The sequence below is a fragment of the Mycobacterium sp. MAC_080597_8934 genome, assembly GCF_000523975.1.
GTDB classification, from domain to species: Bacteria; Actinomycetota; Actinomycetes; order Mycobacteriales; family Mycobacteriaceae; genus Mycobacterium; species Mycobacterium avium.
The window spans coordinates 340,528-354,340 of the sequence record NZ_JAOS01000023.1 but is presented as its reverse complement, the minus strand read 5'-3'; the positions used below and the strand labels follow the sequence as shown (position 1 = coordinate 354,340).

General features: G+C 69.8%; 12 protein-coding genes. 8 read left to right on the top strand and 4 right to left on the bottom strand.

The features are described from left to right. Positions 1–3 precede the first annotated feature (3 nt). Entirely contained in the window at positions 4–798 is a 795-nt protein-coding gene (locus tag NF20_RS14265) for an FkbM family methyltransferase (protein ID WP_019731976.1), read from the bottom strand. A 209-nt stretch (positions 799–1,007) separates the two neighbouring features. Here NF20_RS14265 and NF20_RS14260 point away from each other — a divergent pair, with 209 nt between their 5' ends. The 6 genes from NF20_RS14260 to NF20_RS14235 all read left to right on the top strand — a co-directional run bounded on the left by NF20_RS14260 (position 1,008) and on the right by NF20_RS14235 (position 9,550). After that, complete coding sequence (locus NF20_RS14260) at positions 1,008–2,768, top strand: hypothetical protein (protein ID WP_170924422.1); 1,761 nt, start codon at positions 1,008–1,010, stop codon at positions 2,766–2,768. Between the two features lie 183 nt (positions 2,769–2,951). After that, positions 2,952–4,415, top strand: a complete 1,464-nt coding sequence (locus NF20_RS14255) for a polysaccharide biosynthesis tyrosine autokinase (RefSeq protein WP_003877519.1) — start codon at positions 2,952–2,954, stop codon at positions 4,413–4,415. Next, positions 4,412–5,902: an O-antigen ligase family protein gene (locus tag NF20_RS14250; RefSeq protein ID WP_033710695.1), complete on the top strand. Its 1,491-nt coding sequence runs from the start codon at positions 4,412–4,414 to the stop codon at positions 5,900–5,902. The genes NF20_RS14255 and NF20_RS14250 overlap by 4 nt, the downstream gene beginning before the upstream one ends. Positions 5,903–5,917: 15 nt before the next feature. Beyond that, the gene (locus NF20_RS14245) at positions 5,918–6,931 is read left to right on the top strand and encodes a glycosyltransferase family 4 protein (protein ID WP_033710694.1); all 1,014 of its coding nucleotides are present in this window, start codon (positions 5,918–5,920) and stop codon (positions 6,929–6,931) included. A gap of 31 nt (positions 6,932–6,962) precedes the next feature. Further along, entirely contained in the window at positions 6,963–7,871 is a 909-nt protein-coding gene (locus NF20_RS14240) for an aldo/keto reductase (RefSeq protein ID WP_170925324.1), read from the top strand. Continuing rightward, entirely contained in the window at positions 7,868–9,550 is a 1,683-nt protein-coding gene (locus NF20_RS14235; protein ID WP_033710693.1) for an FAD-dependent oxidoreductase, read from the top strand. The genes NF20_RS14240 and NF20_RS14235 overlap by 4 nt, the downstream gene beginning before the upstream one ends. Positions 9,551–9,557: 7 nt before the next feature. Here NF20_RS14235 and NF20_RS14230 read toward each other — a convergent pair whose 3' ends face one another. Continuing rightward, positions 9,558–10,445: a hypothetical protein gene (locus NF20_RS14230; protein ID WP_033710692.1), complete on the bottom strand. Its 888-nt coding sequence runs from the start codon at positions 10,443–10,445 to the stop codon at positions 9,558–9,560. Further along, a complete protein-coding gene (locus tag NF20_RS14225) occupies positions 10,442–11,566 on the bottom strand; it encodes a Gfo/Idh/MocA family protein (protein ID WP_033710705.1) in 1,125 nt (374 codons plus the stop codon). Before NF20_RS14225 ends, NF20_RS14230 begins: the two co-directional genes overlap by 4 nt. A 254-nt stretch (positions 11,567–11,820) precedes the next feature. Here NF20_RS14225 and NF20_RS14220 point away from each other — a divergent pair, with 254 nt between their 5' ends. Continuing rightward, positions 11,821–12,276 carry a polysaccharide biosynthesis protein gene (locus NF20_RS14220; protein WP_003872765.1) on the top strand — a complete coding sequence of 152 codons (456 nt, stop codon included), beginning with the start codon at positions 11,821–11,823 and terminating at the stop codon, positions 12,274–12,276. Next, positions 12,273–12,758: a glycosyltransferase gene (locus NF20_RS14215; RefSeq protein ID WP_003872764.1), complete on the top strand. Its 486-nt coding sequence runs from the start codon at positions 12,273–12,275 to the stop codon at positions 12,756–12,758. Before NF20_RS14220 ends, NF20_RS14215 begins: the two co-directional genes overlap by 4 nt. 8 nt (positions 12,759–12,766) lie before the next feature. Here the strand turns inward: NF20_RS14215 and NF20_RS14210 are convergent, their stop codons facing one another. Beyond that, on the bottom strand, positions 12,767–13,810 hold the full coding sequence (locus tag NF20_RS14210; protein ID WP_033710691.1) for a glycosyltransferase family 4 protein: 1,044 nt from the start codon (positions 13,808–13,810) through the stop codon (positions 12,767–12,769). Between the last annotated feature and the right edge of the window lie 3 nt (positions 13,811–13,813).

The window sequence follows — 13,813 nt, the reverse complement described above, 5'->3', positions numbered from 1 at the left end:
CGCTCAGCGTTCGTCCGGCAGGAAGACGAAGTTGTTCACGTACGGGCCCCGGCCGGTCCAGCCGTCCTGCCGGCTGCCGGCGTTGGCCGGGTCCTGGTGCACCGCCGGGTCGAACTCCGCGATCGGCCGCCGCGCGCCGTCCAGCTCGAAGTAGCCCGAGTAGCCGAGACCGGTCAGCAGTCGGGTGATCCCGGCGACGGCGCCGCGGTGGTGGCGCTCCTCGGCTTCCACCACGATCGCCGGCCGGTTGCGCGCGAGCGTCTCTGCGGCGCCGCGCAATACCGCCAGCTCGTGGCCCTCGACGTCGATCTTGACCAGGCCGACGTCGTCGAGATTCAGGTCGTCCAGCCGCTTGACCGGCACGTCGATGACGCGGATCTGGTCCCCGGTCAAATCGCCCAGGCTGTTGTCGGTGTCGATGGTGCTGCGGCCCGGCTCCGACTCGACCACCCGCATGGCGATCGTTCCGGGTTCATCCGACAGCGCCACGGCCTCGACCCGGACCGCGGCCCCGACCGCGTCGAACATCGCCGCCAGATCGCGAGCCTGGGCCGGGCGGGGCTCGAACGCGATCACCGAGCGTGACGACGCCGCCATCGCGATCGTGAACTCGCCGAGGTCGGCACCGATGTCCAGCGAAACCCGATGCGGGTCGCACAACGACGCCACCAGCTGCACGTCCGGGCGGGACCGGCCGAGCCGGTCCAGAATGCGAAATTTGCGCCGCCAGAACCGGCGCGGCGCGAGCCTCTTCGCCGCGGGCGCGAGCCACCGTTTGGCCGAGCGTGCCAGCGCCATCTGCGGTGATCTCCTGTCCGATTCCCGGGGAGCACCAGCTTAAATGACGCCCGGCGGTGGCGGGGCGCCGACGACGAGCTTTCGGGGAGCCGGGCGGAATCGGGCATGCGCCGCGGGCGCGGGCGCTACCCTGTTGTCACCCTTGGTATCCCACGCATGAATACCCGCGACGGCCGCCGGCCGCGAGCCGCCAGAGAGGTTGCAGCCCCATGATGGAGACGGCGTTTCGGCGAGCAATGCCCGCCGATGCCGTTCCGCAACCACGGCGAGCCGTCGCCGCCGGGCGCGGATCAGCCCGCGCCACGGCGGCGGCGAGAACGAGGAAGATCGTTCTGGTCGTCGGGGTGTGCCTGGCGCTGCTGCTCGACGGGTGCGGTCAGCGCGGCGATCTCGGTCCGCTTTCGCTGATCGCCAGCCCGGCCATCCCGTTGTCGGTGCAGGACGTTCCGAACCCGCTGCGCGGCCAGTACGAAGATCTGTTGCAACCGCTTTTCCCGCAAGGCAATCCGGCGCAGCGTCGCTACCCGGCCTGGCCGGCATCGCAGGACGCCAGTTTGCGTGTTCCGTGGCGGCAGCTGCAGCCCACCGATCCGAGCAGCCTGCCGCCCGACGCTCCCGACGACCGCAAATTCGATTTCAGCGTGATCGACGACGCGCTGGCGAAGCTGGCCAGCCGCAACATGCGGTTGACCCTGCGGGTGGTCGCCTACAACTCCTGTTGCGACACCGTCTATCCGAACAACACCAACATCGCGATGCCCGACTGGATGCGCCCGGCGGCCACCAATTACACCGGTCCGCAACGGTATTGGTGGTCACCCGGGGTGACGCAGGTCGTGCCGAACTGGAACGACCAGAACTACCTCAACGCCTTCGGGCAGCTGTTGGCCGCGTTGGGGCGCCGGTACGACGGCGACGAGCGGCTCAGCGTGTTCGAGTTCTCCGGCTACGGCGATTTCAGCGAGAACCACATCTCGTATCTGCGTGACTCGTTGGGCGCGCCGGGTCCGGCGCCCGACGAAAGTGTGGCGAAACTGGGGTATTTCAGCCAGTTCCGGGACCAGAACATCACCGCCGGTTCCATTCGCCAGCTGGTCGAGGCGACCGTAAAGGCTTTTCCCCACACGCAATTGGTGACGACGGCGCTCAACCCGGAGATCGTGCGCCAGTTGATCGCCGACGACGTCACCAAGCGGCTGTCCGCCCCGGTCGGCATCCGCGCCGACTGCCTGGGCGTGCAGGACCCACTGCCGGCCTGGGCGGAAAGGGACGGCTCGCACTACGTGCAGACCAAAGACCCGCTGGTCGGCGCGCTGCGCGACCGGATGGCCGCGGCACCGGTGATCACCGAATGGTGCCAGCTGCCGGCCGGGACCGATCCGCGGTCCTACTACGAAAAGGGCCTGCGCGACGTCATGAAGTACCACGTGTCGATGACGTCGAGCTTCAACTTCCCGGCGGTGGATGCGAGCACCCCGATGGACCCGGCGCTGTACCTGCTGTGGGCGCAGGCCAACGTCGTGGCCGGCTACCGGTATTCGGCCGAGGCGCGGCAGGGATCGCAATCGTTGGCCGACGGCAAGGCGACGTTGGACGTCACGTGGACCAATTACGGTTCCGCGGCCGCCACCGAGAACTGGGTCCCCGGCTACCGGCTGGTCGACTTCTCGGGGGCGGTGGTGCGCACGCTGCCCGCGCGGGTGACGCTGAAAACGCTGGTGCCGGGACCGGACGGCGCGGGCAAGGAACCCGCCCCGGTGTCGTCTGTCGAGACCGTTCACATCGACCTGGCGGGCGTGTCGCCGGGGCACTACACGTTGTGCGCGGCGGTCGGTTGGCAACAGCACAAGCCGGGCGCCGAGCACGTGGTGAACTACCCGCCAATGCGGCTGGCGCGCGACGGACGCGACGGCAACGGATGCTATCCGCTCGCCGCGCTGAACCTGGCGCGCGAAGCCTCCACCGCCTGATCCCGGCGGCGCACCACCTGGCCGAACACGCCGCCGGAGCCGTGGTGAACCCGCGCAGCGGGACTTCCGATTCCGCCAAACCCCGCCTGACGATGCTGCATAATCTGCAGGAGCAGCGCGGCCGCTACCGGAAAGCCGAAGACTTCGCTTCGCGCTGAAGGCTTTTAGAAAGGTTATTAGCCGATGGATTTCCGTACCTTCGTCCGGATTCTCGGCGCGCACTGGAAACTCGCCCTGACCGCCCTGCTGGCGTGTACCGTCGGCGCCGCGTTCGTCACGGCACTGCAGACCAAGCACTACCAGTCGTCGGCCACGGTCCTCATCTCGTTCTCCGGTGCCACCGACCTCAACGAGGTGTACAGCGGCACGGAAACGGCACAGGAACGGCTGTCGTCCTACGCCCAGATCGCCGGCGGGCACATCGTGGCCGAGCGGGCCATCCGTCAGCTCCAGCTTCCGATGAGCGCCGACGATCTGCTGAGCCAGACCCAAGTGAAATACACCCCGAAGTCGGTGATGTTCACCATCAGCGTCAAGGACACCGACCCGGCGCGCGCCGCCGCGCTGGCGGGCGCCATGGCGAATCAGTTCAGCGCGCTGCTGCCGACGATCGCCCCGAACACCGGCCCGAACACGGTGGGCGCGCAGGCGACCGCGGGGCCACGACCCGAGGTGGCCGAAACGACGCCGCCGCCGGGCCAGCCGCCGGAAGCGCCGGCGGCGGTGGGGCCGACGGGCAAGCCGTGGCCGCTCGCGCGGGCCACCATGGTGGAGCCGCCCCGGGTGCCGAACGTCCCGGTTTCGCCGGTGCCGCTGAGGAACATGGTGATCGGGTTCATCGCCGGTCTGCTGCTGGCCATCGCGGTGGCGTTGACCCGCGAGGCCGGCGATCGCACCGTGCGCACCCGCGCGAAGCTGGAAGAGCTTTCGGGCCTGCCCACTTTGGCCGAGCTGCCCGGACGGCGGGGCGGGACACCGCGGTTCGGCACCGACACCGCATTCGACGACGCGGTGCGCGGCATGCGCACCCGGCTGCTCAGGGCGATGGGCCCCGACGCCCGCCAGGTGCTGGTGACCGGGCCGTTCGGCGGCGAAGGCACGACGACCACCGCGATGAACCTGGCGCTCGCGCTTGCCGAGATGGGCGAGGACGCACTGCTCGTCGAGGGCGACAGCCGCCGGCACGTGATCGCCGGATTGCTGCGCGTCGAATCGGGGGAGGGACTCGCCAGCGCGCTGGCCAACCCCGCCGCCGCGGCCGAAGTCGTGAAGCCGACGCCGATTTCGCGACTGTTCATCTTGGCGTCGCGGTCGGCTCGCCGCGAAAGTCTGCCTCCCAGTGCGTATTTGCCGGAAGTGGTCGACCGGGTGGTGCAGGAATTGTCCTCGCGCTTCGACCGGATCGTGATCGACGGGCCGCCGGTGCTGGCCACCGCCGACACCGGCCTGCTGTCCGGCGCCGTCCCGGCCACGGTGCTGGTGGTCCGGGCCAAGCGCACCACCGCCGACGAACTGCAGGACGCGTTGACCGCGCTGCGTGCGGCCGGGGCACACGTGGTCGGCACCGTGCTGACCGATGCCCGCCAGTCGCTGCACATCCGGGCCGCCGACCGCGCCTACCGGTCGAAGGTCAGCAGGCCGGCGTGATTCCGATTCCGTACCTGCGGGCTCGGCACCGCCTGGCAGTGGACGGCGCCCTGCTGGCGATGTTCGTGTTCGGGTGCTTCGTGTTCGGGGTGCTGTCGGTGCGCCGGACCACCGAGGGGGTGCTGCTGACCGCCGCGTTGTTCTGCGTGGTGGTGTATTGGGTGAAACCCGAAGGGATGGTTGGGGTTACGCTGTTCGGGGCGTTCGCGGCCCTGCCCGAAGGGTTGCACGTCGGCAAAGTCTTTGGCCCGCTGACCATTTACGCCTACCACCTGGCCGCCTTCCTGGCGATCTGCTATCTGATCCCGGCCGCCAAACCGCGGTCCTCCGATTTCCTGCTGCCCGGGATCCTGGCCGTCACCGCGGTGTGTTCCACCGTCACCGGGTTCCTGGTCGGAAATTCCGCGCTGGTGGTGACCCGCGAGTCGACCACCATGCTGGAAATGGCCCTCGGTTTCGTGCTCGCGTTGTTCGTCGTCTACAGCGGTCACGTCACCTGGTCGATCCGGGTGATGATCGCGATTCTGTGGTTTTCGGCGGGCATGGCGATCGTGAGTTCGTTGTACTCCATCCGCTTGGCGGGCCGGGCGGAGAGCCTGGAGGGCACCACGGGCGCCGGCCAGGCGATGCGCATCATCCTGTCCACCCAGACGCCGGCCACCGCGGTGCTGAGCGCACTCGTCGCCGCGCCCATCGTCGGCCGGGTGCGGCCCAGGCTGTATCTGGCGTTAGGCCCACCGGCACTGAGCATTTCGCTGCTGTCCTTCTCCCGTAACACGCTGATCTCCATGGGAGTGGCGGCCGCGGTCGCCCTGCTGGGCAGCCTGAGCTGGGCGGCGGTGCGGCGGACGATCGTGGCCGCGACGGTCGGCGCGACCCTGGTCGCGGTGACGGTGCCCGGGTCGCTGTTTTTGCTGCAGCGGTCGAAGACCGGGGCGTGGCTCGCCGACCAGTACGTCGCATTCAACCAGCGGGTGCTGGGCGGGGTGACGTCCAGCGCGCTCGCGGTGGACGATTCGGCGCTGGAACGACTGCGCGAGATCAACCTTCTCAAGGAAACCATCGCCAGCGCACCGCTTTTCGGCCACGGCCTGGGCTACGTGTACCAGCCGCCGACCGGGGACGACGAATTCCACCGATACCTCTATCCGGCGTATTCGCACAACTTCTACCTGTGGTGGTTGGCCAAGGCCGGGGCGGTGGGCATGGCCGCGTTCGTGTTGTTCGCGCTCACGCCGGTGATCCTGGCGCTGCGGTGTACGTCCGGGCCGGCCAAGATCGCGGCGGCGGTGGCCGCGGGCCTGCTGGCGATCTCCGCGGTGTGGCCGTTGCCGGAGATGCCGATGGACGCCCTGGGATTGGGCATGGCGCTGGGAGCGGCGATGGGCTACGCCGGCCTGCGCCGACGGGAGAGGCAGCTCGACGACCGCTGCGCGCCGCCCGGTCCCACCTCCAATTCCCCTGTCGGCGTGGGCACTTCCAGCTAGTCGGGGTCGGCCACGATGATCGCGGTGACACACGTAGGGCCCGACAGGTACAGCATCGGCGGCACCCAGTCCGTCATCCGGGTCATCCATGACAACAACATCGGCGCCGACCGGATTCGCGTGCTGTCGACGTGGAACGGCCCCAACCAGGTCAAGAACCTGTGGCTCACCGCGCGGGCGGGGACCGCACTGGCCCGGTCAGCGGCCGGCTCCATCGTGCACTTCCACGTCTCCAACGGCGGCGCCTGGCTGCGCGAAGGACCGTTGATCAGATTGGCCAGCGCCAAAGGGTTTCGGGTGATCGTCACCCTGCACGGCTCCGACTTTCCCGAGTTCGCCCGGAGCCGCCCCCGCTTCGTGGCCGCCACGTTGCGGCATGCGGACAAGGTGATCCTGCTGTCGGAGCAGGCGCGCGCCGCCCTGCTGGAGGTGGCGCCCACGGTGCGCACCGCCGTGGTGCCCAACCCGATCGTGGTCGACGAGGAGGCGCCCGGGGCCGGCTCGACGCCGCCCGTGGTGCTGTTCGCCGGCACCGTGGGGCGCCGCAAAGGGGTGGACCGGCTGGTCGCGGCCTGGAAGCTGCTTCTCGCCGAGGGCATCGAAGGCCGTTGCCGGATAATCGGTCCCATCGACGACTACGTCCCGCCGGCCACCGAGCGGCTGACCGTCGAGGGCCCGATTCCTCCCGACCGGGTCCGTGCGCTGCTCCGCTCGGTCCGGGTGGTGGCGCTGCCGTCGTTCGCCGAGGGAATGCCGATGATCCTGACCGAGGCGCTGGCCGGCGCGCGGCCGTTCGTGGCGACTCCGGTCGGCGGGACCGCGCAGATCGCCCCCGACCCGGGCATGCTGGTCCCGGTCGACGACGTGCCCGCGCTGGCCGACGCGATCGGCCGGTACCTGCGCGACCCGGAGCTGGCGCAGCGGGACGGGTTACGCGGTCAACAACACATCGCGGCCACCCGCAGCCCGCGCGTCATCGACGCCGAGCTGCGCCGCATCTACCAGGGCTGCGACATTGCGGCGGGTTGAGCTCGCCGGAGGGCAATTGACGGTCAGCGCAATGGGTTTCGGGTGCGGCGCGCTGATGCAGTCGCCGTCGCGCAAGGACCGGATGGCGGTGCTCGGCGCCGCGCTCGACAGCGGCATCACCCATTTCGACACCGCACGCATGTACGGGCTGGGGCGGGCGGAGGCGGAGCTCGGGACATTCCTGCGCACCGTCGACCGGGACAGCGTCACCATCGCCACCAAGTTCGGCATCGACGTCGGCGGCGCGGCCCGCCGGCTCGGCCGCTTCCAGGCGCCGGCGCGCGCACTGCTGAAAAAGGCGCCCACGCTGCGCCGCATCGTCAAGCGGCAGCAGGAACCCCCGGCGACCGCCCGGGTGTACGACGCCGCCGGCGCGGCGCGCAGCCTGGAGCGCAGTCTGACGGCCCTCGGGGTCGATTACGTCGACATTCTCTTCGTCCATGCCCCCCGGCCCCAGGACGCGGTCGCCGCCGCGCAACTGTGCGAATTCTTCGAGCGCGCCCGCGGGCAGGGCAAAATCCGCGCCTGGGGGGTTTCCCAGGACGAGGGGCTCGAGGTCGACTTCGCCCGCGCATTCGCCCCGCACGGGGTCAGCCAGCTGCGCAGCGACCTGCTCAACCCCGCCCCGCGCGCGGCCGATCTCGCGTTCGCGGTGCTGCGCCGGCCGCACGCCGCCCTGTCCGCGTCCCTGCGGGCCGACCCCGAGCTGGCGGGCCGTTGGCGCCGGGCCCTGCAGCTCGACCCGCTGGCACCCGGTGTGCTCGCCCGGCTGATCCTCGCCGCGTCGGCCACCGCAACCGGTTGCCCCGCAATCATTTACAGCACCACGCGGCCGCCGCGGGTGGCCGAGGCGGCGGCCGCCGTCGCCGCCCCGGACGCCGAGACCGTCGCGCGGTTCCTCGCCCTGGTCACCGAATTCCGCGGGGGGCGGGCCGGATGATCCGCGGCGCGCGGGACTTCACCCCCGGCATGACCATCACCACCGACGTGGCGGTCGTCGGGTCCGGCCCGATCGGCATCGTGACCGCGCTGGAACTCGCCGCCTCGGGTGTGCAGGTGGTGCTGATCGAAAGCGGTGCGCAGCGCCCGGACCGCGCGGCGCAGCAACTGGCCGAATTCGATTCGCGGCACGACGACTATTTCCATTCGCGCAGCGGGCTGACGGTGCGCCGGCAGGTGGGAGGAACCTCGGCGCTGTGGGGTGGGCGCTGCGTCAAGTTCGACCGCATCGACTTCGAGCACCGGCTTATCACCGAACAGGCGCCGTGGCCGATCGGATACGACGACGTCGAGCCGTACCTGCAGCGGGCCTGCGACTGGGCGGCCTGCGGCCGGGCGGTGTTCAACGCCCGCGACATCCCCGAACTCGCGCACCGGGACCTGGTCGCCGGGCTGCCCGACGGCGCCGTCCGCAGCACCGACCTGGAGCGCTGGGCGCTGCCCACCCGGTTCGGCCGGCGTTATCGAAAAGCGTTGCGGCGCACCGCCGGACTGACGCTGTGGACCGGACTCACCTGCACCGAGATCGTGACCGAGCCGGCCGGCGGCCGCGTCGATCACCTGGTGGTCAAGACGTTGCCCGGCGCCCAGGGCAAGGTGGTCGCCACCGACTACGTCATCGCGACCGGCGGTTTGGAGGCCACCCGGCTGCTGCTGGCCTCCGACCGTCATCACCCCGGCGGGCTGGGCAACGCGGGCGGACACCTGGGCCGCTGGTACATGGCCCACGTCGAAGGACGGGTCGCGCGGGTGCAATTCAGCACCGACCGGGTGATCCACGGATACGAACGCGACGGCGACGGCGTGTATGTGCGGCGCCGCTTCACCTTCGACCCGGGCCTGCTGCGCGAAGCCGGAATGTCCAATGCCGCAATATGGTTGGTGAATCCCCCGATCAGCGACCCGAGTCATGGCAGCGGCATCCTGTCCGGGGTGTATCTGACGCTGATCTCCCCGCTCGGCCGGTTCTTGCTGGCGGCGGCGATCCGCGAGGCGCACACCAAGACGGACGGCCCGCCGCGGATACTGGCGCATCTGCGCAACATTGCGGCGGATCTGCCCGGCTCGATCGGGTTCGCGGTCGCGTTCTGCTACGCCCGGTTCGTCCGGCGGGGCAGGAAGGCGCCGGGCTTCTTCGTGCGCAGCGCCGACAACCGGTACCTGCTGCAGTACCACGGCGAGCATCTTCCGCACTGGGAGAGCCGGGTCGAGCTGTCCGACGAACGAGATAGCTTGGGCATGAAGCGGATTCGCACCCGCATGCATTTCTCCGACGCCGACTACGCCAGCGTGCGCACGGCGATCGGTGTAATCGACGAACACCTGCGCCGCCACGGTGCGGGACGGGTGGAGTGGTTGACCGACGACGTCGAGTCCTCGGTGCGCGGCTACATGCGGCGGCGGGCCGGTTTCCACCAGGCCGGAACCACCCGGATGTCGGCGTCGCCGAAAGACGGTGTGGTGGATCCCCAGCTGCAGGTGCACGGGGTGCGTGGGCTCTACGTCGCCGCCACCTCGGTGCTGCCGACGTCCAGCCAGGCCAACCCCACGCTGCTCGGGATCGCGCTCGGCGTCCGCCTGGCCGAACATCTCGCGGCCTCGCGCGCCCACCCGGGCTAAGGGGCGGTCAATTCGTCGATCGGGCCGGCACCGGCCAGAACTCGTCGATCAGCGACTTCGTCTGCCGGATGTTCGCCCCGCTGGACGCGCCGAACACGATCGACTGGATCTGCGGCTGGCGGCAGACGTACTCGATGGCCGCACGCGGCTCGATCGCGCCGGACGCCAGCACGGACATCGCGATCAGCCGGCAGCGGCGCTCGCGGATCGTCTTCTCGTACAGCTCGATTCCGCCGCACATCCGGAAGCCGATCTTGTTGAAATTGGCGCACACGATCGGGTTTTCGATCCCTTGCCCGTCCAGGGCGTCGAGCAGCCGCGGCAGGTTCATCGTGATGAATCCCGGCTCGGCGCCGTACTTGAGCCGGACGTGGTCGGAGAAGAAGCGGAACGCGTCGTGCATGCCGAGCCCGAGCAGCAAGTCGGTGACCACGTTCTGGATGAAGATGACCGGCGTGGACAACCCGGCGAACATCTTCATCTCGGCGTCCACCAACAGCTGCATGATCGGCTCGATGTCCTTGCCAGCGAGGGCGACACCGCCCTTGAACATCGACCGGACCGCCCCGTCGTCGGGCAGGAACCGGCGCAGCGCGTCGAGCATGCCGAACTCGGTCACGGCGTTGGCGTACTTGTGCGCATACGGCATGCACGGGTAGAAGACGTAATCGGGGTAGCGGGAACGGTTGGCGCGGAAGTGATCGCAGATCTCGCCGACCCGGTCGTGGGTGGTGCAGACGAAGGTGCGGATGCCTTCCCGGTAGGCGGCGTCGAGCGTGTCCAGCACCGGCCCGAGGTGCTGGAACCGGATCGCCTGGGCGCGCGCCTTCTCCTCGGACATGTGGTTGACCCCGAAGAACTGGTTGTCGCCGAACAGCACCCGGTCCATGCTCACGACGCCCTCATGGCCGCGAGTTTCTTGATGCGCGCGGCGATCTCGCGCCGAAACGCGCCGCGCGGCGACCCGTTGACCGCGGGGAGGGCCGGCGACACGGGGCGCCCGGCCAGGGCGGCGCCGGTGATCATCGCAACGACACGGTCGACGTCGAGCGCGGAGCGGAACGTGTTCTCGCCGTCGCGGCGGTTGTTCTTGACGCTCTGGGCGAAATAGTCGATCTGCGCCGAATACTCTTCGCCCCGAAGGTAATACCAGACCTCGTCGGTGAGCTCGGTGGTGTAGCGGATCGTCCAGCCCGGCCCCAACTCGGGGAGCCCGGGGTGCGTTTCGCGAAGGTAGATCTGGCACTCCTGGCGATCGGCGACGAGGCGGCCGTTGGTCCCCCACACCGAGATTTTCGTCGACATCTTACGGAAGCTCTCGTCGCTCCAGTTGACGCACAACTGGCCGCTGGCGCCGTTGTCGTAGCGCAGCGTGCAGTAGACCTCGTCGTCGACGTCGCGGGAGAAGACGCTGTGCCGCACCACCCCGTCGACCGAATGCGGCACACCGGCGATGAAGTTCATCAAATCGATGGCGTGGCAGGCATAGTCGTAGAGGGCACCGCCGCCTTCCTCCTTCACGCCGCGCCAGGTGCTGCCTTTCGGGCGTAGCACGACGGGCCCATAAGCCTCGGCGCGTACGTGGTGCACCTGCCCGAGCCCGCCGGACGCGACGATGCGTGCCGCCTCCCGGAAGGCGCCGATGAAGCGGCAGTGGTAGCCGACCTGGGTGACGAGCCGATTGGTCTCCGCCAACGTCACCAGGCGCTCGCCGTCGCGGACATCGAGCACGAACGGTTTCTCGCAGAAGACGTGTAACCCTCGGGCAAGGGCCTTTTCGACCATCGGTGCGTGCAGCCGCGAGGGCACGGCCACGACAACCGCCTGGGCCCGCGTGTGCGTCAGCATCCGGTCGAGGTCGTCGTAGCAGTCCAGACCCGTGTATTTGCCGAGGATGTCGCGCAGATAGCCCGCGGAGTCACACACCCCGACCACGTCGAGGTCCGGGTGGGTGCGCAGGATCGCCAGGTGCGAAAGACCCATTTTTCCCAGGCCGACCACGGCCGTTCGAATCATGCTCCGCGCCTTCACTCGCTTCCACTGCCGCATCGGCAACGGGTACGGCCCGCCAACACCGTGGACGTTAGCACCGTGGGCGGATCGTCAACGCGAAATCCGGTCGATCTCTTCGTCGTCGGTAATCCCCGAACGTGGGCGGGCGCGGGAGTTAGTCTTTTCAAGGCGATCTCGGCCCCGCCGGCCGCGCGGTGGCATCGGATCGTCGCGGCGCGGCCGGCGGGCCGGCGCGAGCGCCTCAGGTGAGGGGAGACATGGGCCGGCTGCTGCTGATCGCCTCGTCGGGCGGGCACATCTACGAGATGTTCTGCCTGCGGGAGTTCTGGCAGGATAAGGATCGGTTCTGGGTGAGTTTCGCGACCGCCGACGCCCGTTATCTGTTGCGCGACGAGCCGGAGGTCTACTGGGCGGCGCACCCGACCGTCCGTAGCGTTCCCAACCTGCTGCGCAACCTGGTGCTCGCGCTGCGGCTGTTGACCCGCCACCGGCCGGCCATGATCCTGACCACCGGTTCCGGTGTGGCGGCGCCCTTTATCTGGCTGGCCTGGCTGCTGCGGATCCCCGCCGTGTTCGTCGAGTCCGTCACCCGCATCACCGAGCTGTCGCTGACCGCGCGGATGGTCAAGCCGTTCGCCTCCCACCTCCTGGTGCAGTGGCCCGAGCTGGCCGAGAGGATCCCGGCCGCCGAATACCACGGGAGGATCGTGTGATCTTCGTGATCATGGGCATGGAGGTGCATCCGTTCGACCGGTTGGCGCGCGCGGTCGACGAGCTGGCGCGCACGGACGCGGTGGGCGAGGAGTTCTTCGTGCAGCTCGGGACGTGCCGGTTCGAGCCGCGCCACGCCCGGTTCGAGCGCTTCTTGTCCTTCGGCGACGTCTGCGAGCAGATCCGGCGCGCCTCGGTCGCGGTCACCCACGCCGGCGCCGGATCGACGCTGCTGTGCATCGAGCAGGGCAAGCATCCGGTGATGGTGCCGCGCCGTTCGTCGCGCGGCGAGCACGTCGACGATCATCAGCTGCCGTTCGCCGAGAAGTTGGCCACCGCCGGGCTGGCCACGGTGGTGCGCGAGACCACCGAGCTCCCGGCGGCCATCGCGGCCACCCGGTCCCGGTCGGCTCCCGCCGATGCGCTGGGCCGGGCCCGCGAACTCACCGGCTGGCTGGAGACGTTCTGGCGCGGGCTGGCCTGAGCATCCGGTCATCCTCGCCGCGCCAGCACCTCGGCGACCACGTCCAAAATGCGTTCCGCGACAAGGTCGACCGCGCACCGGCGCTTGTAGTGGCGTGCGGCCTCGGCACCGTGCCGCGCGGCGGTGACCGGATCGGCCAGCAGGTCGAAGGCGGCCGCGAGCCCGGCGACGTCGTCGATGCCGATGGGGGCGCAGCCCGGCGGTTGATACTCGGGCAACGCGCCGGCGGTCGACACGATCGGCATAACGCCCAGCTGCATGGACAGCGATTGCACACCGCTTTGTGAGGCCCGCCGGTAATGGGCGATCGATCCCTTGGCGGCGGCCAGGGTGGGGATCACGTCGGCGTAGCGGAAGCTGCCGTTGCGCCAGCGGGTGTGTTTGGGCAGGGTTTTCACGTCGAGCGGCCCGTCGCCGATCAGCACCAGGTTGTCGCCGCGCCAGCCGCCGCCGACCACATGCCGTTGCCAGGCCGCGAGCACGACGTCGACGTTCTTGTAGGGGTTGAGCCGGCCGAACATGACGAAATCCCGGCGCCCCTCGGGACCGACGAACGGCGGAACCCGGTCCAGGTCGAGGTCGCTGGCCAGCGGCACCACGCGCACCGGGGTGCCGGCGACGTCGCGGCGCGCCGAGATGGCCGCCGCCACATAGTCGCTGTAGGCGATGGTGGCGGCCGATCGTGCGCCCCAGCGGTCGAACACGGCCCGTTCGTAGGCCGGTGTCAGTTCGTCGGGGTCGTGCGGCCGGTCGTCGTGCACCACCTGGATGCGCGGGGCCCACCCGGCCAGCGCGATCCAGCGCGGATCGCGGACCAGCTCGGCGAGCACCACGTCGGGCCGGAACCGCCGGACGCGGCGCCAGGCGCGCAGGGTGGGCAGCCAGGTGGCGGCCGTGCGGAATCGCGGGTCGAGCACCAACTCGTAGTCGCGCGCGGCGTCGGACTCCGGGTGCTGATCGGAGGTGACCAGCAGGACCTCGGCGCCGTGCCGCTGCAACGCCTCGGCCTGCACCCGCACCGCCGGCCGCGTCCACGGCGAAAGCCACAGCACCCG